General features: G+C 45.0%; 20 protein-coding genes and 2 tRNA genes. 18 read left to right on the top strand and 4 right to left on the bottom strand.

Annotation, left to right across the window (positions count from 1 at the left end; genetic code table 11):
• The first annotated feature begins 160 nt into the window (after positions 1-160).
• Complete coding sequence (ilvC, locus tag CRO25_RS22430; RefSeq protein WP_053780427.1) at positions 161-1153, top strand: ketol-acid reductoisomerase; 993 nt, start codon at positions 161-163, stop codon at positions 1151-1153.
• Between the two features lie 123 nt (positions 1154-1276).
• Complete coding sequence (locus CRO25_RS22435) at positions 1277-2818, top strand: 2-isopropylmalate synthase (RefSeq protein WP_079696523.1); 1542 nt, start codon at positions 1277-1279, stop codon at positions 2816-2818.
• Between the two features lie 227 nt (positions 2819-3045).
• Here CRO25_RS22435 and CRO25_RS22440 read toward each other — a convergent pair whose 3' ends face one another.
• Positions 3046-4026 carry an aldo/keto reductase gene (locus CRO25_RS22440; RefSeq protein ID WP_063564199.1) on the bottom strand — a complete coding sequence of 327 codons (981 nt, stop codon included), beginning with the start codon at positions 4024-4026 and terminating at the stop codon, positions 3046-3048.
• Between the two features lie 231 nt (positions 4027-4257).
• On the opposite strand from CRO25_RS22440, the gene leuB reads away from it, so the two are divergent.
• The 11 genes from leuB to CRO25_RS22495 all read left to right on the top strand — a co-directional run bounded on the left by leuB (position 4258) and on the right by CRO25_RS22495 (position 15877).
• The gene (gene leuB / locus CRO25_RS22445; protein WP_024628321.1) at positions 4258-5343 is read left to right on the top strand and encodes a 3-isopropylmalate dehydrogenase; all 1086 of its coding nucleotides are present in this window, start codon (positions 4258-4260) and stop codon (positions 5341-5343) included.
• 273 nt (positions 5344-5616) lie between these two features.
• Positions 5617-6156, top strand: a complete 540-nt coding sequence (locus tag CRO25_RS22450) for a peroxiredoxin (protein ID WP_024628322.1) — start codon at positions 5617-5619, stop codon at positions 6154-6156.
• Positions 6157-6519: 363 nt separating this feature from the next.
• Positions 6520-6936 (top strand): hypothetical protein, encoded by a 417-nt coding sequence (locus tag CRO25_RS22455; protein ID WP_024628323.1) that lies wholly within the window; start codon positions 6520-6522, stop codon positions 6934-6936.
• A 443-nt stretch (positions 6937-7379) separates the two neighbouring features.
• Complete coding sequence (locus tag CRO25_RS22460; RefSeq protein ID WP_063564200.1) at positions 7380-8483, top strand: ATP-binding protein; 1104 nt, start codon at positions 7380-7382, stop codon at positions 8481-8483.
• Positions 8484-8610: 127 nt separating this feature from the next.
• Positions 8611-9579, top strand: a complete 969-nt coding sequence (locus CRO25_RS22465; protein ID WP_064639482.1) for a MoxR family ATPase — start codon at positions 8611-8613, stop codon at positions 9577-9579.
• A 3-nt stretch (positions 9580-9582) separates the two neighbouring features.
• Complete coding sequence (locus tag CRO25_RS22470) at positions 9583-10698, top strand: DUF58 domain-containing protein (protein ID WP_079696524.1); 1116 nt, start codon at positions 9583-9585, stop codon at positions 10696-10698.
• Complete coding sequence (locus tag CRO25_RS22475) at positions 10695-12011, top strand: hypothetical protein (RefSeq protein WP_079696525.1); 1317 nt, start codon at positions 10695-10697, stop codon at positions 12009-12011. The genes CRO25_RS22470 and CRO25_RS22475 overlap by 4 nt, the downstream gene beginning before the upstream one ends.
• An 83-nt stretch (positions 12012-12094) precedes the next feature.
• The gene (locus CRO25_RS22480; protein ID WP_063564204.1) at positions 12095-13051 is read left to right on the top strand and encodes an aldolase catalytic domain-containing protein; all 957 of its coding nucleotides are present in this window, start codon (positions 12095-12097) and stop codon (positions 13049-13051) included.
• Between the two features lie 401 nt (positions 13052-13452).
• Positions 13453-15579 carry an EAL domain-containing protein gene (locus tag CRO25_RS22485; RefSeq protein WP_079696526.1) on the top strand — a complete coding sequence of 709 codons (2127 nt, stop codon included), beginning with the start codon at positions 13453-13455 and terminating at the stop codon, positions 15577-15579.
• A 142-nt stretch (positions 15580-15721) separates the two neighbouring features.
• Positions 15722-15795, top strand: a tRNA-Pro gene (locus CRO25_RS22490).
• Positions 15796-15806: 11 nt separating this feature from the next.
• A tRNA-Gly gene (locus CRO25_RS22495) sits at positions 15807-15877 on the top strand.
• Positions 15878-15973: 96 nt separating this feature from the next.
• On the opposite strand, the gene CRO25_RS22500 is transcribed toward CRO25_RS22495, so the two are convergent.
• From CRO25_RS22500 to CRO25_RS22510, 3 genes are all read right to left on the bottom strand, one after another.
• The gene (locus CRO25_RS22500) at positions 15974-16630 is read right to left on the bottom strand and encodes a site-specific integrase (protein ID WP_097115816.1); all 657 of its coding nucleotides are present in this window, start codon (positions 16628-16630) and stop codon (positions 15974-15976) included.
• A gap of 85 nt (positions 16631-16715) precedes the next feature.
• Complete coding sequence (locus CRO25_RS22505) at positions 16716-17084, bottom strand: hypothetical protein (RefSeq protein ID WP_097115817.1); 369 nt, start codon at positions 17082-17084, stop codon at positions 16716-16718.
• A gap of 430 nt (positions 17085-17514) precedes the next feature.
• Positions 17515-18096: a hypothetical protein gene (locus tag CRO25_RS22510; RefSeq protein WP_079696527.1), complete on the bottom strand. Its 582-nt coding sequence runs from the start codon at positions 18094-18096 to the stop codon at positions 17515-17517.
• 199 nt (positions 18097-18295) lie between these two features.
• Between CRO25_RS22510 and CRO25_RS22515 the strand changes: the two genes are divergently transcribed.
• From CRO25_RS22515 to CRO25_RS22535, 5 genes are all read left to right on the top strand, one after another.
• Positions 18296-18508 carry a hypothetical protein gene (locus tag CRO25_RS22515; RefSeq protein ID WP_079696528.1) on the top strand — a complete coding sequence of 71 codons (213 nt, stop codon included), beginning with the start codon at positions 18296-18298 and terminating at the stop codon, positions 18506-18508.
• A 70-nt stretch (positions 18509-18578) separates the two neighbouring features.
• Positions 18579-18926, top strand: a complete 348-nt coding sequence (locus tag CRO25_RS34305; protein WP_373560309.1) for a tyrosine-type recombinase/integrase — start codon at positions 18579-18581, stop codon at positions 18924-18926.
• Positions 18927-18994: 68 nt separating this feature from the next.
• Positions 18995-19897 carry a tail fiber protein gene (locus CRO25_RS22525; RefSeq protein WP_256863732.1) on the top strand — a complete coding sequence of 301 codons (903 nt, stop codon included), beginning with the start codon at positions 18995-18997 and terminating at the stop codon, positions 19895-19897.
• Positions 19898-19971: 74 nt separating this feature from the next.
• Positions 19972-20166 (top strand): hypothetical protein, encoded by a 195-nt coding sequence (locus tag CRO25_RS22530; protein WP_079696531.1) that lies wholly within the window; start codon positions 19972-19974, stop codon positions 20164-20166.
• A 6-nt stretch (positions 20167-20172) separates the two neighbouring features.
• Complete coding sequence (locus CRO25_RS22535) at positions 20173-20457, top strand: hypothetical protein (protein ID WP_079696532.1); 285 nt, start codon at positions 20173-20175, stop codon at positions 20455-20457.
• Positions 20458-21188: the final 731 nt, after the last annotated feature.

A 21188-nucleotide genomic window follows, 5' to 3' on the forward strand; every position in this document is an offset into this window, starting at 1 on the left:
GTAACGCTTGACTATATAGCCACACACCCGCATTAATGGGCGGGTGTCTGAACGGATCGGATCAGACCAGAGACGCTAAAGCAGGAAAAGCGTGCCGGTCCCTTGAGACACCCGCTCATTAATGAAGGGTTCTTTACAATACAAAGGAGGACTTATAAACATGCCAGTAACTACTTATTATGAACAGGATGCAGAGCTTAACGTATTGAAAGGAAAAACGATTGCGGTCATCGGTTACGGTAGCCAGGGCCATGCCCAAGCTCAAAACCTGCGTGACAGTGGATTGAACGTAGTCATCGGACTTCGTGAAGGTAAATCTTTTGACACTGCAAAAAATGACGGATTTGAAGTTCTGTCCCCGGCTGAAGCTACTAGCCGTGCAGACGTAGTTCAAATTTTGCTGCCTGACGAAACACAAGCTTCTGTATACAAAAACGAAATCGAACCAAACCTGAAAAAAGGCGCTGCATTGCTCTTCTCCCACGGTTTCAATGTTCATTTCGGTCAAATCGTTGCTCCAAAAGACAGCGATGTATTGCTGGTAGCTCCTAAGTCCCCTGGTCACATGGTACGTCGTACCTACGTGGAAGGATTCGGTGTACCGGGCCTGATCGCAATTGAGCAAGATGCAACAGGTAAAGCAAAAGATATCGGTTTGGCTTATGCGAAAGGTATCGGTTGCACGCGTGCAGGGGTTATCGAAACTTCCTTCCGTGAAGAAACAGAAACAGACCTGTTCGGTGAGCAAGCTGTTCTGTGTGGTGGTGTAAGCGCCCTGGTAAAAGCTGGATTTGAAACATTGACAGAAGCGGGTTACGCTCCTGAAATGGCATACTTCGAGTGTCTGCACGAATTGAAATTGATCGTTGACCTGATGTATGAAGGTGGACTTGCAAGCATGCGTGATTCCATCAGTAACACAGCTGAGTACGGTGACTATGTAACTGGACCTCGCGTAGTAACTGAAGATACGAAGAAAGCAATGAAAGAAGTTCTGACAGATATCCAACAAGGTAAATTTGCACGTGACTTCATCCTGGAAAACCAATCCGGTCGTGCATTCCTGACAGCAACTCGTCGCAATGAAGCTGAACACCCAATCGAAGTGGTTGGCGGACAATTGCGTGAGATGATGCACTGGATCAAGAAGTAAGCATTCGTTTTAAGGTAATCTAGTAAACTTACAGCTTCAACCGGGAATAGCGGCCGTGCATATGCGTGTGCCGCTATTATTGGTTTAGAGGAACATAAAATACAAGTCTAGGAGGTGCGAGGCGTGCGTAAAATCTATGTATTTGACACAACGCTGCGTGATGGAGAACAATCCCCGGGGGTCAATCTGAATACTCGTGAAAAGGTGGAAATTGCGCACCAGCTCGAGCGGCTTGGTATTGACCGGATGGAAGCCGGTTTCCCCGCGGCCTCTCCAGGCGATTTGGCGGCAGTTGATGCAGTAGCCAAAGCGGTCAAAAACGTTACCGTCATTGGCTTGTCCCGCTCCAGAGAGCAGGATATCGATGCGGTGAAAGAGGCATTGAAGGGCGCTCAAGACCCGTGTATCCATATCTTTTTGGCAACTTCACCTATTCACCGTCAGCACAAATTGCGCATGGACAGAGCCCAGGTTCTCGATACAGCTCGTTCCGCAATTCGTTATGCGAAGAAAACTTTTTCGAAGCTCGAATTCTCGTTAGAGGATGCAGGTCGGACCGAGTATGATTTCCTCGTTGAGATGGTAAATATGGCAGTGGAAGAAGGCGCAGCTGTTGTAAATATTCCGGATACGGTGGGCTATCTGAGCCCATATGAGTACGGTAATATTTTCAAACATCTTAAGGAAAACGTACACAACATTGATAAGGTGCAGCTGAGTGCACACTGTCATAACGACCTGGGGATGGCCACTGCCAACACGCTTGCAGCCATTCTGAATGGAGCCGATCAAATTGAGGGCACCATTAACGGCATTGGTGAACGTGCAGGTAATACCGCGATTGAAGAGATTGCCATGGCACTGGAGACACGTCAGGAATTTTTCCAGGCGAAAACTTCGCTGCAACTTTCTGAAATTGCTCGGACCAGCCGTCTCGTGAGTCGTTTGACGGGTATGGTTGTACCTGGGAATAAAGCGATTGTTGGTGCGAATGCGTTTGCACACGAATCCGGAATTCATCAGGATGGCATGCTGAAGGAGAAAACAACTTACGAAATTATGACGCCAGAGACCATCGGTCTGAAGGAAAGTAAGCTCGTATTGGGTAAACACTCGGGACGACATGCCTTCCGTGAGCGCTTGATTGAGTTGGGTTATGAACTGGAAGATGAAGCCTTGAACCGTGCTTTTGCCCAATTCAAAGATCTGGCTGATAAGAAAAAAGAAGTGACAGATGAGGATTTGCTGGCGGTCATCGAAGAGAAATTGCAGGATGCACCTGAGGTGTTTAAACTGGAATCCATCTTTGTGACGTATGGTGATGAATCCACTCCAACGGCTAAAGTTCGTATTGCTACACTTGATGGTGATACGGTTGAACAACAAGCAGAAGGAAATGGATCGGTAGATGCCATCTATAATGCGATTGACCAAGTGAGCGGAGAAGAAGTAACGCTATCCGACTACTCGATCAAATCGGTTACACATGGTAAGGACGCATTGGGTGAGGTACACGTCGTACTTACTCAAAACCAAATATCTGTACAAGGACGTGGCGTAAGCACCGATATTCTGGGTGCCAGTGCACGTGCTTATGTCGATGGATTGAACAAGTTGATCGAAAAACGCAAGACTTACACGAATCGCGTTAATGTGAACCTTTAACACATCATTTGCAGCAAGCAAAGCTCTTCATTGGACTGGAATTCGTCTGGCTGGAGAAGCTGAGATGGAGTCCCCAGCCCTAAGTATTGTAGTTCAGTGAGGTACATAAAAAGTCTGACCCTCAACATTTGAAGGTCAGACTTTTTTGTTGTTACGTATAGGATAATTGCATTATTATTTAGAGCATTTTTCATTGAAATGACGTAATCAGTTAAGCTGATAAGGTTTTACCAAGCATAAGCGTTTGGAGCTTGTCCTCCCGGACCTGGGAAGATTTCATCCAAACGTTTGAGGACCGCTTCTTCCAAAGGTACATCCAAACATTTAAGCGCAGTTTCAAACTGCTCCAGCGTACGAGGCCCAATAATGGGTGCGGTAACTGCTGGATTGGCGGCAACCCAAGCCAAAGCTATGGTATCTTGTGGTTCGCCGAGTTCGCGGCAAAGTGCTGCGAATTGTTCCAACTGAGTTTGATGGGATTCAATCCGTTCAGCAATGCCTCCACTGCGTGTACCTTCCAGCTTCTGGAGGGCATTGCGTCCAAGTAAACCACCATCAAGCGGACTCCATGGAATAACGCCAAGGCCCAGTTCTTTCGCTGCGGGCAGCACTTCGAGCTCAGGCAAACGGCAGTTAAGACTGTATTTATGCTGCTCGGATACAAGACCGAGGAAATGGCGATTTTTGGCCTCGCTTTGGGCAACAGCAATCTGCCAACCAGCAAAGTTACTTGAACCTACATAACCAATTTTGCCTTGATGAACAGCGTTCTCAAACGCGCCCCAAAGCTCGTCCCATGAGATGGCGGGATCAACGTGATGCATCTGGTACAGTTCAACATGATCAGTTTGCAGGCGGCGGAGGGAACCCTCCAGATGTCGTCTGATTTTGTAGGCGGAGAGACCTGCATCATTGTTTGGTCCGTCTGTATCGTCGTGCATAGAGCCATAAACTTTGGTTGCAAGAACGACTTTTTCACGTCTGCCGCCGCCTTGTTTAAACCAGCGTCCAATGATCTCCTCGGTGAGACCTGAATTTTCGCCCCAGCCGTAAATGTTAGCGGTATCAAAAAAGTTCACACCAGCATCGAGTGCCGCATCCATGATACGGAATGCCTCTTTTTCGTCTGTAGCAGGGCCAAAGTTCATCGTGCCGAGACAGATCCGGCTGACTTTAAGACCTGATTTTCCCAAGTACGTGTATTGCATGATTGCAATCCCTCCTGAGTTACCTGAATTTGTCTTCAAGCTTTATTTTAACTCAGTCAGAGGTACAGAACAACCAATCTTAAACCGCTTATAGGTAAAAACTATTAAAGTCATAGATTGTATATCTTGGTCAAATGACCTCTGAATATGATACAAAGGAGAGAGTTAAAAATGACACGTTAATTATTGAAGTGAATAACCGAATGAATAGATATAAGGAGTGGACAACCCATGGCAGACGTGAAAAAAATTGCAGTTATCGCAGGTGACGGAATTGGTCCTGAAGTCGTAGCGGAGGCAGAGAAAGTTCTCAAACGTACGGAGGAAGTGTTCGGATACCGTTTTGAGACAGAGCATGCGCTGTTTGGTGGAATCGCTATTGATGAGAAAGGTACGCCGCTTCCTGAAGAAACACTGACAGTATGTAAGAGTGCAGATGCTGTGCTGCTCGGAGCCGTTGGTGGTCCAAAATGGGACAACAACAGCAAGGAATTGCGTCCGGAAACAGGCCTGCTCGGCATTCGCAAAGCGCTCGGATTGTTCTCAAACTTGCGTCCGGCAGTGGTATTTGATTGCTTGAAGGATGCTTCCACCTTGAAACCGGAAGTGCTGGAAGGTACGGATCTGATGGTCGTGCGTGAGTTGACCGGTGGAATCTACTTTGGTGAAAAGTTCAGACGTGAAGGTGCACAAGGCGAAGAAGCAGTGGATACATGCGTATATAATGTAACTGAAGTGGAGCGCATCGTTCGTCAGGCATTTGTAATTGCCCAAGGACGTAGCAAAAGACTGGCCTCAGTAGATAAAGCGAACGTGCTGGAAACTTCCCGTCTTTGGAGAGAAGTTGTTAACCGTGTAGCACCGGAATATCCGGATGTTGAAGTGGAACATGTGCTTGTAGACAACTGTGCAATGCAGTTGCTGCGTCGTCCATCCAGCTTTGACGTTATCGTGACTGAAAATATGTTCGGAGATATCCTTAGTGATGAAGCAGCGATGCTGACAGGTTCGATCGGCATGCTGGCATCTGCATCGCTGGGTGAAGGCAGCTTTGGTCTGTATGAGCCAGTACACGGTTCAGCACCGGATATCGCAGGTCAAGGACTGGCGAACCCGATCGCAACGATCCTTTCGCTGGCATTGATGTTCCGTACAACCTTTGGTTATGCAGAAGGCGCTGACGCAATTGAAGCAGCCGTGTCTGATGTGCTGAATGCGGGACATCGTACAAGCGATATTGCTGTAGACAAGAGCAAAGCGATCAGCACGACGGAAATGGGCGATCTGATCGTCGCGGCAATTCAGAAACAGGCTTAATAATAGTAAGAACAGTACAGCCCTTTGCTCCGATTCGGAATTGCAGAGGGCTGTTCCTTTATGATTATTGCCACGAAAAATCCTTATTTATAATTATTATAATAAAACAACGATTATAATCTTGACTTTGAGAAGTCCGGATGATAACATTTTACTTGTACTTGTTATCAAGTAACAAACCCATTTTAATTACAGGAAAAGCGTTCTCGTTTTTCTTGATGATGAGCATTCAACATGAGTGCTTACATAATCCCAAAGGAGGAATTGTTAGTTATGGCAGAACGTTTGGTTGGTAGACCCGCACCGGATTTTGCAATGGAAACAGTATCGGGAGATGGACAAGACTTTGGTTCCGTAAAACTGTCCGATTATCGTGGCAAATGGCTCGTATTTTTCTTTTATCCTTTGGATTTCACTTTTGTGTGCCCAACTGAAATTACAGCTTTGAGTGATGCTGCTGAGCAATTCAAAGCTTTGGATACTGAAGTTCTTGGCGTGAGCGTTGACTCCGTACACAGCCACAAAGCTTGGATCAACACACCTAAAGACAGCAATGGTCTTGGTCAATTGAACTTCCCACTTGCTTCCGACATCACGAAACAAGTTGCTAAAGATTATGGCATTCTGATTGAAGAAGAAGGCGTTGCACTGCGCGGCTTGTTCATCATTGATCCAGAAGGCGAATTGAAATACCAAGTCGTTAACCACAATGATGTAGGCCGTAGTGTTGAAGAAACACTTCGTGTACTGCAAGCTCTGCAATCCGGTGGATTGTGTGCAATGAACTGGAAACCAGGCGACAACAACCTGTAAGCCTGATTGAACTTGAACTTGAACGTTTATTGTTCAAGCCCTCATCCCTCATGGGATTGAGGGCTTTTTGCACCCTTTTGCGAGAATATAAAGCCTAAAGGAAGAAAAGTGTTTAAACAGGGACGTAAACGTGGTAATGATGTAATAGAAGAAAGCCTTCATTTTATCTCTGGAAAGAGGAATCGAAGGGCCTTAAGGCGAATAGGGTATGGAAACCCGGTAAATATTCCGGTGCTCTGCATTTATAATTTGTACATGAATGTGATACACTGATGGAACTATTCCTTTTTCGGAAGTGCTTGAAGTGTACGGGACTGCTATCCATTAAAAAGTCTCGGCACGTTATAAGGAGGGTGAACAAAAATGAGTTACTGTTGTGGGGCAAGTATGGTGGGAACAAAGGGCACGCTGAAGCATTACCGCACCCAGGTTCATAATGTTCCCCTGCTGTTTTGTCCGGTGTGTCACCGGGTAGAAGTGCATTATAAAGTGGAAAATGAATATGAAATTTTGGCTGAATATGCGCATGGAGATGGTGCGTCGGAGATTGATTTTCAAGATTACGTGACGGAAGACGAAGATGCGATTTTTGAAAATTGCGTGAATCGTGAAAGCGAGGATGCTATGGTCATTGTGCAGCGTCAGATCGACATGTCTCTGGATCTACTTCGTCTTGCCAAGGAAATGAAGGATGAGAAGTGGGAAAGTGAACTAAAGCGTCGCTTAGCCGTCATGAGTCAGCGCAGACTCAAAATTCAGCATAACAAGAGTGGACTATAGATTGAATTTAATTATTTAAAATTTAAACTATACAAACGGAGCTTATTCGCTAATCGAGCGAATAAGCTTCGTTTTTGTTGTATATAGAAACTAATTCACGGTTTTTCTTAAAATAATTTCCATTCGACACTTTCTCCGATTGACTCCCTTCTATAAACTTGTCTATGATAAAAACAGACTTGCAAAAGAGGCGGAGCAAAAAATGTTCGTGTTTGGGAATAGGAGAAGGTTAGAATGGAACAGACGTATAATGTTTTCCGGATCGACTCTTGGTTACCCGGAATAGACCAGCTTGGGTTCCGGACATGCCATCCATATTTTCGGCTCAGCCCCCTAATGAAAGGGCACCGGTAATGAAAAATAAAATCGGCCCTTCCTGTTTCTGTGATGATATGATGTCCGAATGGCAAGTTTATCATTTACGTGAAAAGGAGGAACCTGACATGATTAGTGAATTTCAGGATACAGTGCCTCGACCAACGAATGGATTCCCGCCTGTACATCTGGATAACAACAAGTATGAGAATGTCCTGGAACATCTGGATAGCGGTATAATGTTGTTTGACAGTAACGGTGTATTGACGTTTATTAACGTTCAAATGGCAAAATTGTTGGAGCTTCCTAGGAGTCTATTGAGCGGCTGCACCCTGATGCAAATGCTGCATCATCCACAGATGAGCCGATTCAAGAAAAAGAAAATTTTACGCATCTATCGGGAAACTATCTTTCATCGTAAGCGCTATCATGAATTGATTGACGAGTATGGCAGGCATTGGCTAGTTACAGTAACGTACGGGGATCAGATGGATGGGGACTTCCTCTTCAGTGTGAAGGATGTTTCCGATTATAAACAGATTGAGCAGACCGCTTATCAGAATGACAAACTTGCAATGTTGGGGCGGATTTCGGCATCGATTGCCCATGAGATTCGCAATCCTTTGACGGCTATCCGGGGATTTATCCAGTTGCTTCGTCCTCATTTGTTGCAATTGGGGAAAGACGAGTACGCTCGAATCATTCTAACGGAGATTGACAGGGCGAACGACATTATCTACGAATTTCTGAATTCCTCGAAACCGTCAGCTCCTCAGAAGACCATTATTTCTGTTAACTCTTTGCTCAAAGAGGTGGTCTTGCTGACAGAAAGCGAAGGATTGATGAAGGGGTGCGAGATCACCCTGGATGAAGCAGAAGTCCCGTTAAATGTGTCCATTGATGTCAAACAGATTAAGCAGGTAATTTTGAATATGGTTAAAAACGCAATGGATGCCATCGAGGATGTGGGCGAAGAGCATACTGGCTTGATTCAGATCTCTACGGGAACCGAGAACAAGTATGTGCAGATATCCATTGCTGATAATGGACAGGGAATGGACCACAACACCCTTGTGCGCCTGTTTGACCCGTTTTTCACCACCAAGGAGAGCGGAACAGGGCTGGGACTTTCCGTGAGTTACCGCATTATCAAAAATCACGGAGGCAATATTTCTGTGGATAGCAAAAAAGGGGAAGGCACCCGGTTCATCATTATGCTTCCCTTGGTGTAAACACAAGAGTAATGCGAACAGGAATTGGCTAACCCGCCGATTCCTGTTGTTTTTTGTTGGGGCGATTAGGGTTATAGTTAGAATGAATGCGAATACATAGCTCAATTTACGGGAGGAAGAACCAATTATGAATATCCAGGGAATGGAACAAATGAACAAACAGCTAATGGACCATGTAGGGAAGATCATTGTGGGCAAAGACCATACGATTGAGCTTGTGATGACAGCCATTATTGCCTCAGGGCATGTCCTGCTGGAGGACGTACCTGGTACGGGGAAAACCATGTTAGCCAAATCAGTAGCCTCTTCACTGGATTGTACCTTCCAGCGTATTCAGTTCACACCGGATCTTTTGCCATCCGATTTGACAGGTATTCATTTTTTTAACCAAAAAGAAGGGGACTTTGAATTCAGACCTGGCCCCCTGTTTGCCAACTTGGTGCTGGCAGATGAGATTAACCGGGCTACACCGCGTACCCAATCCAGTTTGCTGGAGTGTATGGAGGAACGGCAGATCAGTATTGATGGTTCAACCAGACAGCTGGAACGACCATTTATCGTCATTGCCACACAAAACCCGGTAGATAACCAGGGAACTTTTCCATTACCCGAGGCACAGATGGATCGTTTCATGATGAAGATCCGAATGGGCTATCCAAGCAGTGAAGAAAGTGTAGAAATTCTGAGACGTACGGTAGCGAGCCTTTCTGTTGCCGATCTGTCCGCTATCATTAGTCGCGAGCAGCTGCTTGAGGCACAGAGCACTTATACTTCGGTCCAAATCGACGAAGATCTATTACGATATATTATCCGTCTGACAGAAGCGACTAGGCAGCATCCCGAGCTTTCACTGGGCGTAAGCCCACGAGGAGCTCAGGCGTTGCTCAAGGCAAGTCAGGCCTGGGCTGCTTTACATGGCAGAGACTTCGTTCTCCCTGATGATATTAAATTATTGGCGGAGCCCGTGTTAGCCCATCGGCTTGTATTCCGCAACCGGGTGAGACAACAAGAGGGCTTGGCGGAGCGTATTATTCAGGAACTTCTGAGCCAGACTGAAGTGCCGACGGAGAATCTTGCTACAGGCAGCGGGCGATAACATATGGCATTACTATGGCTTGTCGTTGTTGGAGGCATTGTTATTGGAGTACACGGCATATGGTTCGGTCGTCCGGCTTTAAGTAAGCTGAAGTACACCAGAGAATTCAGCAAAATGCGTTGTTACGCCGGGGATGAGCTGGAGATGGTTGAGACGATTGCGAATGAAAAACGAATATCGGTTCCATGGCTCAGACTTGAAGCTATGATGCCAGTTTCATTTGTGTTTCGTTCGGGCTCAGGCATGGATATCAGTCAGGGAGATATTTATCAGAATCATAAAAGTATCTTCACTTTGAAACCGTTTACCCGTATTACGCGCAAGCATCCTTTTGTATGCAGTAGACGTGGGATCTACATGTTAAACACCGTAACCATGACCGGAGGGGACTTGTTCGGCCTTTGGCGTACCTCGAAGCCAATTCCCGTGCATCTGTCGATGGTCGTATATCCTTCACTTGTTCATGCGGAGGATCTGCCTGCGATCTATCAGGTATGGCAAGGTGAGGTTGAGGTATCCCGTTGGATTGTTGAAGATCCCTTTCTGATTCTCGGGGTACGACCGTATGGTGCGGGTGATCCGATGAACCGTATTCATTGGAAAGCAAGTGCACGCACGGGAGAATTGCAGGTTTATAAGCAGGGATGGACTGCGGACCCTCAATCCTGGATTGTGGTCAACATTCAGGAGTCGGCGGACATGTGGAGTGTCGTTACCCGCCCGGAGATGATCGAACGGGCACTCCGTTATGCGGCAACAGCCGCGGTAGATGCGATTGGAAGAGGGTTACCCGCAGGATTTGCTCATAATGGCTACCGTGTAAGTGGAGGGCGTAATCCATTACGTATTGAGCCCGATTACGGCAGTCCTCATCTGGAAATGTTACTGGAAGCTATGGCAGAGACGGAGCTGAAATGCATGGTTCCCATGGAGCAGTTCCTGAGTGATGAAGTCGAACGGAATGAAGAGGCTCAGCAGGTTCGCAGTTATCTCTTAATTACGTCCTATGTATCTCCAGCTATGGAACATGAAATTGCGCGTTTGCATGAGCAAGGCCACCGTGTGACCATACTCCCCGTAGAGGGCGGGAAAAGCGATTCCAAGGCGGTGAGTGCATGAATGAGTCCAACAGCAACAATACCAAGGAAAAAGTACTTTTATCCTTGTCGGCCGTTCTGTTGATTGGGGTATATTTCTATCCGCTATTAACGCTTACTTCTCTCTATGCAACGGGACATTTTCCATACACATTAATGGCTATCTTTGTTATTGCTGGCTGGTTAGGTCAGTGGGTACAACACAGGTTACCAACCATCAGTGAAAAAAACACGTTTATTCGATGGGGTGCAGCGTTGCTTATGGGGCTGTTGGTCTCGTTGGTTATCGCACTAGTGTGGGCGTTTCCTTTACCTGATTTGCTGACTGCAGTGATATGGGGTGTAATTTCAGCCTATATTGGGTTGAATTTTCAACCTGTTTTCCGTTCGATTTTGATTTGGCGCTTGCAGATTTGGGGTGTAGTCAGTGCAATTGTGCTTAGTGGGGCGGCCAATGGAATTGAATTCATGCAACCTCTTCGGGCTTACACCGGAACCATATATGCAGCGGGAGTAATCAGTTTTGTTGGCTGGTTGGTAGGCCAATACAGTGTGCAGCTGGATCGGGCGATATTAAATGATGGCTCAAAAAGGATCGTGTTACGTGAGTTTGCCCGGGCGAATCATCAGCGTCTGTTATGGATGCTGATTGTGATCGCAGGAATTGGTGCTTTTCCCAGTCTTGTTGCCTGGCTAGGACCACTGCGTGACCGTCTGCTTGCTTGGATCAGAGGTTTAATAGGTTCGAGTTCCAATCAGGAGCCACCTATTACGCCTACAGCTCCAAATGAACCGCCAATGATACCTGAAGGGATGGAACCGGCAGGGGAGCCCTCTGTTTTCTGGGATATCCTGGGATGGGTAGTCATGGGGGCTGTCGCAGTTGTGATCTTGTGGCTTATCCTACGTTTGGGACAGAAGGCGATAAACAAACTTATGGAGCGTTTCAAAGGGCTACTGCAGCCCGGTCAGAAGAAGGTAGAACCCCGGACGGAGTATGTGGACATTAGCGAAACGTTAGAGGTGCCTGCAAAAACGCGCAAATCCTGGTTCCGCAAGAAGGAGTCGCTGCCCTCACAGGAAGCTGAACGTGTTCGATATTATTATCGAAAGTGGATTGACAGAGCTGCACACCGGGGCGTGCATATACAGGGTGCACATACGCCACTGGAGGCTGCGGAGACGATTGTTCAGCATGGGGTCAGAGAAGATGATCAAAAGCTCTCTGTAATGCTACCAGATACCTATAACGCTGTACGCTATGGGAAGAAATCTCCAGATGATTCCGAGATGAGTGAGATTGATCGGATATGGAAATCTTATCGAAGTAAATAAGTCGGGAATCCCTTTACTTTTCTTGTTACGTTCAAGTATCATGAGAGGAATACACAAGTTGGTCAGAAAAGGAGCAGACATTAATGAAGACAAATCATTGCAAAATAGTAGATTGTACAATCCGTGATGGCGGATTGGTAAATAACTGGGACTTTAGCGTGGACTTTGTTCAACAGCTCTATGCTGGATTGAATGAAGCCGGCGTTGATTATATGGAAATTGGATACAAAAACTCACCTAAGCTCTTGAAAGGTGCAGAAGAAGCAGGACCATGGCGTTTTCTGAATGATGATTTCCTGCGTAAAGTAATTCCGCAAAAAGGCAATACCAAATTGTCTGCACTCGTTGACGTTGGACGTGTGGACGAAAATGACATTCTGCCGCGCAGCGAAAGCATGCTGGATCTGATCCGTGTAGCTTGTTACAGCAAAGATGTAGACAAGGCACTTGCTCTGGTTCAAACATTCCACGATCGTGGATATGAAACAACGCTGAACATTATGGCATTGTCTAATGTTATGGAAAATGAACTGCTGGAAGCTTTTGAACTGATCAAGGAAAGTTCTGTGGATGTTGTATACATAGTAGACTCCTATGGAAGCCTGGATCATAACGATGTGAAATATCTGGTGGAGAAGTTCAAAACTCATCTGCCGAACAAACGTCTTGGCGTTCACACACACAATAACATGCAACTGGCGTTCTCGAACTCGTTGGTAGCAGCTGAGCTTGGCGTTGAACTGCTGGATGCTTCCGTATACGGTATGGGACGTGCTGCAGGAAACTGTCCTACTGAACTGCTCGTTGCTCATTTGAAAGGCACAAAATACAACCTGCGTCCAGTACTGGGTGTATTGGAGCAATTGATGGTCCCTCTCCGTGAAAAAGAAGAGTGGGGTTACATTTTGCCTTATATGATTACAGGTACATTGGACGAGCATCCTCGCTCGGCGATGGCACTGCGTTCGTCGGAAGACAAAGACAAGGTTGTTGATTTCTATGATAAATTGACAACACCAGAAGTGAATTTTGACAAATAAGCTTGTTGCATAATTCTTGAGATTGACTTCAAGTCAACAAGAGATGGATCTAATACGACTATAACTTTAGCGCATTAGCGTTTTAAGTCGAATGATGCACATGTGGCGAAAATTAGTCTAAAATACAGTTGCAAATCAAAAAAACATGGACTCCAATGAGGAGTTCATGTTTTTTTAGTTCTTATTGCCTTGTTTTTCTACATATCTATGAATAAATATTCCTAGGAGTGCTTATTTTTTTGTTCACGTCTGCGGAAATAAATGTTATTATGTACCAGATAGCATGTATTCGCATGTGAATTGAACGTTGGTAGATGTAAAAATGTCGAATATTGTAACAATGTAAATTTATATCGTTAAAGTTATTTCAGGATAGGTGATCCCGGGAAGGAAAACACGGCATGAAGGCTAATCAGCAAGATCAGAGAAAAATAGGTTGGGTCGCGATAGGCGGCTTATTGTGTTTCCTCGCAAGTCAATGGTTTCGTTCCTCTGCAAGCTCTGATCTGATCATATCGGGTTACCCGGTTTTGACACTCTTGGGTGGCTTCGCTGCAGCAGCGGCCTGTATCGGCATTTATAATCAAAGCTGGTTATTTCAGACTCAAAGACTGACCCTCCGAAGGGTCCTTATGACTACACTGTTTTTATTAATTGGTTTATTTGAACTGGTTCACATCGTTTCTTTTGCCGAAGAAATGCCGAATGGCGCAATGGTGGAATCAGAATTCTCGCTGAAGATGATGTCGCTGGGATCTCTTGTTTGTGCGGCAGGTTTGCTGTTCATATATGCAGTTAGCGAGAGGGAAATTGCGTTACCACGCAAATTTTTACTCTTCAGCGGAACACTCGGCATTTTTGTTGTTTTGTATACAGTGGCTATTCAGGAATGGGCTGTACTGCCGAACTTGCTGGAGGGCAATGTACTTGGAGGCATGTTTACCCGAATTCATTTTCTGATCGGAATCCTGTATGGCGTGACTGCTGTTGTGTTATTCGTTCAATGGAAAAAAGGCAAAGATGGTGATCTGCCTACCATCCTTTGTGCAATTCTCTGTTTCTTCTTTGGAGAATGTTACTTTGTCTCTGCTACGAAGATTAATGATCTCAATCTGTTGCTAGGTCTGTTAAGCGATTGTTTGGGTTATTTCTTCATCCAGAAGGGACTGTATTCGTCTGTGGTGGATACGCCTTTCCTCAAACAACAGGTGGCTGAAGCTAAAATGAACTTTATTGCTCACCATGATGATGTGACAGGGCTGCCGAATCGCCGTCGTCTTTCTCAGCGACTGAAAGTGATGATGAATGCAGCTATGGTAGAGGAGCAGCTTGTTGGAGTCTTGGTATTGAATATTAATCGGTTCAAAACGATTAATGATTCGTTGGGGCAACAAGCGGCAAACCGTGTACTTCGTCAGGTTGGACAGCGTTTGAATCATTCTTCGCTCCCGGGAGAGGAAGTGTTCGGACTGGGAAGAGATGAATTCGTACTGACAATGACAGACTTCTGCACAACAGATACGGCGTTGCGACGGACTAGATCGATCTTGCAACTGTTCGAAAAACCTGTAACGGTGGATGGGAACGAGTACCATCTCACGTTGGGTATTGGTATGGCGATATTTCCGCATGACGGAGACTCACCGGAAGAGATCATCCAGAATGCGGATACGGCGCTGCATAATGCCAAAGAGCAGGGAATAGAGCTAAACCGATATGCCCATGCGATGCAGATGAAAGCCCAAGAACGTTTGCAGCTTGAGAATGATTTGCGCAAAGCGTTGGATCGAGGTCAGTTCTATCTTGTGTATCAGCCGCAGGTTAATCTAGCTAGTGGTTTGATTGTGGGTATGGAGGCTTTGGTACGTTGGCAGCATCCGCTGAGAGGGTCAGTATCCCCTGGGGAATTTATTCCTCTTGCGGAGGAAAGTGGGCTGATCGTGCCACTTGGAGAATGGGTATTGCGTGAGGCCTGTGCACAGAACAAGCGCTGGCAAGAAGCAGGTTACCGCAAGCTGTGTGTATCGGTTAACCTGTCCATGAGACAATTCAGACATTCCCATCTGCTGGACAACATCAGCGGCATTCTCAAGGAAACAGGCTTGGAACCTGTGTGGCTTGAGCTCGAGATTACGGAGAGCATGACGTTTGACAAGGATCGTGCGTTTGAGCAGTTGCGCAAAATCAAGGAAATTGGTGTGCACATCAGTATTGATGATTTTGGTACCGGGTACAGTTCACTGCACTATTTGAAAGATTTGCCGATTGACCGCCTCAAGATTGACCGTTCCTTTGTCAATGAAGTGATGGAGGACAGCAATAACGCGGCAATTGTGTCGACCATTACGTCGATGGCTCATCACCTGCAGTTGAAAGTGACGGCTGAGGGCGTTGAAAATGAGGACCAGCTTTCATTTCTTCGTGATCAGCATTGTCATGAGGCTCAAGGGTACTTTTTCAGCAAACCCATTGTGGCAGCCGATTTTGAAAAAAAGTTTTTGAGAGATGTGGATAAACCCACGGGGTAAGGATAGACAGGGGCGTGGACACGCTTCTGTCTTGTTTTGTTTCGAAAGGTTAGAGGAAAAATGGTAAAAAGAAGTTGCAAGCATTGGATGATCATGGTATATTAATTTTGTAAAATTCATGTTAATGTTCCTCGGAACTTGACGGGACGTAGCTCAGCTTGGTAGAGCACCTGGTTTGGGACCAGGGGGTCGCATGTTCAAATCGTGTCGTCCCGATCGTCATTCGCGCGGGTGTAGTTCAATGGTAGAACTTTAGCCTTCCAAGCTAATAGCGTGGGTTCGATTCCCATCACCCGCTTTATAAGTTGTAACACCTTAAACCCTTGCCCTACAAGGGTTTTTTTGTTTGTCTATAATTCCACATACGACTAGACTGTTTTTTTCATGGGGCAGGTCATGGGGCAATTCTCAATTTTTTAGGATCAAACACCTCTAAACGATCCGCGGAGTCTCTGGAGATCATCTCAAACTTATGTGTGTAGATATCGGCTGTGGTTCCGATCTTAGTGTGCCGTAATCGTTCCTGCGTGGTCTTGAGATCCGCGCCGCTTTCTCTGAGCAGCATGGCTGCCGTGTGCCGCAACCCATGTAGTTTGACATGTGGAATGCCCTTCTTCTGCAAAAACTTTCTCCAGGTACTTGTGGGGGGCGTAGGGAAGTACATAATACCCTTACCGCCATGGAATACATATGATTTGTTCTCTCCAGCCCAATCTTTACATTGGAATTTCTCTTTCTTCCATAATCGTTCGTATTCCTTGAGCTGAGCCATGTACCACTTAGGTATATCCACCCAGCCCTCAGATTCCTCTGTTTTGACTTCACCTTCAATCTTGTTACCTTCTTTATCAAATGTGATCTGCTTATCGATCCAGATTGCTCCACGATCATGATCAACGTCTGTCCATTCTACGGCCAAGTATTCTCCTCGTCGGAATCCTCCAAGGAGTGACCCGGTAAAATAGATCCTCCATCTATCTGGAAGGTCATAGAGAGCCAGCAGAACCGTTTCTGTCTCCGAACTACTGAATGCCATCTTCACAACGCGCATAGCTTTCTTTTCCTTCTTGTTAGTTTGTGGTCTCTTAACGCCATCTATTGGGTTCGTCGCAATCAACTTCCAATCATGGGCAGCGTCAAAAAACCGACTTGACCGCTTTATAGATATTCAATTTCGAATTGGTAGCGAACTCTTTTCCGTTCTCGCGCTTCAGTTCTCCAAAGAAGGAAACGAGCTGAAATGTTGTTATTTTACTTATTTTCAGATGGCCAAACTCCGGAACTACATATTTGTTGAGGTTGTAAAGGTTCACGTGCTGCTTGTAATCGCCCATATTCCCAGCAGCGTAGCCTTTCTCCCATTTTGGAATAAAGTCCTTGAAAGTGATGTCCTCCTGTTTGACTGCCTTTCCTGCAATTACTTTTTCACTCCATTTAGCTTCTCCGAGCGCCAACCAAGATTCTTTTTTCTTGTCTGATTTTGAACGTGCGATCTCTTCCGGCATGTAGACAGTAACAGATCTTTTCGGTTTAGATGGACATTAGTGAGTCGGCTCAACGTCTGGGGTTTGGAACTAAACTAAGGGACATAAGGCAATTGCCTTATGTCCCTGCAAACCCGACGAACTATTCGATGCAGTACTCGACTGTGCTGTGGGAAGGTAAACTTCCTTAGACATGGACTACTCCGGTGGTCTCCTAGATCGTCAGGGGTGCAGATTGTGGGAAAGGCGGGTAAGATCCCCGCTTATTATATATCATGACCTTTTGGTATAATGCGGGTTCGAATCCTGCTGGGGTCTTTTAACTGAAACGGTTACAAAAAAAGATTGAGAGAGTCGTCATTACTGGCGGCTTTTTTATTTCTAAAAGAGAGGGTGAAATATAAAGAGCCTGATTAGATTAATCAGGCTGAGTGTGTTCTCAACAATGAATCTATTGAACAGAAAATGACCCTGAAGCATCAGCAAATCCCGAACCAACATTTTTTATAATCAAATTATATGTTCCTGGCTTTACATTTGACCAGCTAAGAGTGCCGTCCTCACTATAATAATTACCTTCTAGTATTAGAGCGTCTGCCCTGTTGTTATTTTGACTTATCAGATCATATTGAATCTTAGCAGAACCATAAACTGGCATAGGACCACCCTTGACAATCTCATATTGACGAACTTTTAGAGTGACTTTTTTATTACTCGAATCCCATTTAATGGAGTTCGTTGACTTGAATTCACCTTTTGTACCTGTATTCCCTTCTGAACCTTTACCAAACGATGACAGGGAGAAGGTAGCTGAGGTGGTTGATTGAATTGTCATACTTTCTGGTTTCAGATCTATTTCATAAATTTCAATAGCATCACCGGGGGCGAGATTAAACTCATCCTGAATATTTGATGAGGAGGTAACTTCAGAAGAGAGGGGAATTGATGCGGATTCTGCAAAAGAGTGAGATGAGAACGAAAATACTGATAACGAAGCAAGCGAAACTCCTAAGATAACCTTTAATGATTTCATTGTTAATCTCCTCCAAATTATTTAATAGTTTATGCAAGATATAAGATTTGAGAACACGCTTTCAAAGATACCATGATATATTAAAAATATCAATATTTAGTAATTAAGGAATGAAAAGTAGATAGTTTCTTCCGACTTTAACTATCCGATCGTTGAAAAGTGTTTTTTTGTCATCCTGAATTATATATGAGGTGGTGGTATGAACGAGGTACAGCCGATCCGAGATAAGGCAGTTGTTGAACAAATCAAAAATTACCTGAAGGTAACAAGTTTCCGTAATTACATTTTCTTTAGTATGGGCGTTCATAGTGGATTGCGTGTATCCGACTTGTTGCAGCTCAAAGTCGTTTCCGTTCGGGACCAGGTTCACATTAATTATGTGGCTCAGAAAACGAAAGAACCGGAAACGTAAGAAGCGTAAGAGGAAAAAATTCATCATTCACCTGGATATCTACGATGATTGAATGATTTACATTGCAGATATGGACGATGATGACTATTTGTTCCCCAGCAGGCAACGGAAGACGCTCACAGAAGCCGTGGGAGAGCCAATCCATAGGATAACAGCCTATAAAATGATCAGCGGTATAGCCAACCGTTTTGGGCTTACAGACATTGGAGTCCATTCACTCAGGAAGACGTGGGGTTATCACCTTTATAACGACGATCCACGCAATCTGGCGTTACTAATGGAGATGTTTGGTCATGAGGATATGGCAACCACACTGAAGTATTTGGGTATTACCCAGGAATGCTATACGCCGTTTGAGTTTTACACAATCCGGCTAATGTTGCACTCAAACGTGAGAATGGGACAAAGCTTGATTTAATCAGATTCCTGACATTTCTCCAGTGCAACAGAAATAGAGTTATGTTTCACTCTACTTCCTTAAATTGGTTGGAAGCAACCAGCAAGACCGATACGGTTACATTCGTCGGTGGTACTGGGATTACCGTTACAACCGATCCAGCTGGAAAACGGTTTGTTCTGACAGCTACAGGTGAAGCAACACCAGGCGCCCATGCATCATCCCATCTTCCGGGCGGGACGGACGTCATTCCTGATGCTGTAAGCGGAGGGCATTCAGGGCTCATGAGCGGGGCTGATGCCAAGTTTGTCCGGCAGGACGGGGAAACGAAAACCGGAGCGCAGGCAAAGGCACTGGTAGCAGCAAACGAGTACACGGACGGTAAGGTTGCGGAGATCGTCATTGACGATGCATCTTTGACACAGAAGGGGATTACGCAGCTCTCCAGCGCTACCGGATCGGATGAGGAAGGCGAGGCCGCTACACCTAAAGCCGTGAACACTGTTCGGCAGTTGGCTCTATCTCAAATCGGCGATCTAGCCGAATTACAGACAACGGATAAAGACAACCTGGTTGATGCGCTCAACGAGGTTTTTACGCATGTCGATGAGGGGAAAGAACTTGTTAAAACCGCCGTCATCGTCAAAGGGGGAACGGTAGCAGGGACTTCCCCGCATTCATTTCAGCAGCTTGCGGATGGGATCGAGACCATTGAGACATCTACGGTGATTAATGGTCAGCAAAACGTAGCACGGACCTATGCCGAGACAATAGCAGCTAATGATCCGGTTTATACAACAACAGATTTTACGTCTATTCCGATTGCTGAAGTTCCGAGTGGTGATGGTCAAAGTGTTGAATACAGCGGTGACGGTGTATACCTGGCTTTTGCACAGACCAGTTCACCTTATGTAATTATGTATAAACGCATAGGTGAGAATTATGTTAGGCTTCTGAATCCATCGGCTATACCTACACAGGGACTAAAGTAGACAATATCGTTACTATTTCTGATAAGTCAGCATACCCTATTGAGGGGGCCAATGAAAATTGGGAGGAGAAAGAAATGCTGCAAAAATTAATGATGAAAAGAGACGGATTAGAAAAGCAGGGTATGTATACGGGTATTATAATGTCTATTCTTATCCTAGTTCTTCCTCTGATTTTTAGAACAGTATCATGGGGTGCAATAGTGCCTTCAGCAATTCTCAGCTTATCATTAACTGGTTTTATGTATTTGCGTAGACAATCAAGGAGATGATTTTTCTTGGATACACAACTGATAACAGGGACTGCCAAGGCCTTAAACGCAGAAGCAACAAAAATCTTAGTGACCCGCTTAAGGCCTGCTATGCTATTCTTAATTGTTATGACAATTATCACGTTATCTGCGTTATGGATATTTAATGAAAAATATTCATTATCAATGTATCTCGGATTCTGGACTTGGTTTATAGTTCAGTTAGTTGTGATATCCTTCGGTTTATATGCGCTTCTAGCGGATGTTAGGGTGCAGATGGCTGCTGATAGAGTTAAACAAGAACCGGAATAACAACTTTAGATTATACATAACAAAAAGGCACTGCTGGCATAACGCTGGCAGTGCCTTTGTTTAGTTCATCTGACTTTAAACTTTGCATAATGGTCGATCTACTCGCCTTCAGATGCTTTATGCCTCTTTAATTATCATTAACTCCGACGCTACTATCAGAACTACGGAGTTCTTCTCTGCGTCTCTCTACTATAATATGCTCTTTGCCAGTTCTCAAGAAAGCAGAAAAATTAGCACATCTATTTAAAAAATCATCAAACTTCTCAGAGTACTGCTCTTCGAAATCTTTGAAATCTATTAACTCCCCATTAACCAGAAATTTTTCCGATACAATTCTAAGTTTTTTCTTCTTGTTTCATCAAAATCGCCCTCCTAATGTTTAAATTATCGCCAACTTTATAGCGCCAAATACAGCTCTACTTAATTTGTTTCTTACTATTATAAAGGGGCAATCATGGTTTAATTAATCTTGTATTCAACGATTGTACATGCCGCTCATGACTGCTCCTCACATTTGAAAATGTTCTTTCACCAATCTTTTGACTGTTTAAGACTATCGCGGAATAGGGTGAGAATCAGCCTTCCAAGCTAATAGCGTGGGTTCGATTCCCATCACCCGCTTAACTAATGCAACACCTGAAATCCTTGTGAAAACAAGGGTTTTTTCTTTTTCTAGAAGTTAGTTAGCGTATTTTAAGTCATGTTTGAATGGAGAATATCACTGACTCCAA

It is taken from the genome of Paenibacillus sp. RU5M (assembly GCF_900221055.1).
Taxonomy (GTDB): Bacteria; Bacillota; Bacilli; order Paenibacillales; family Paenibacillaceae; genus Paenibacillus; species Paenibacillus marchantiae.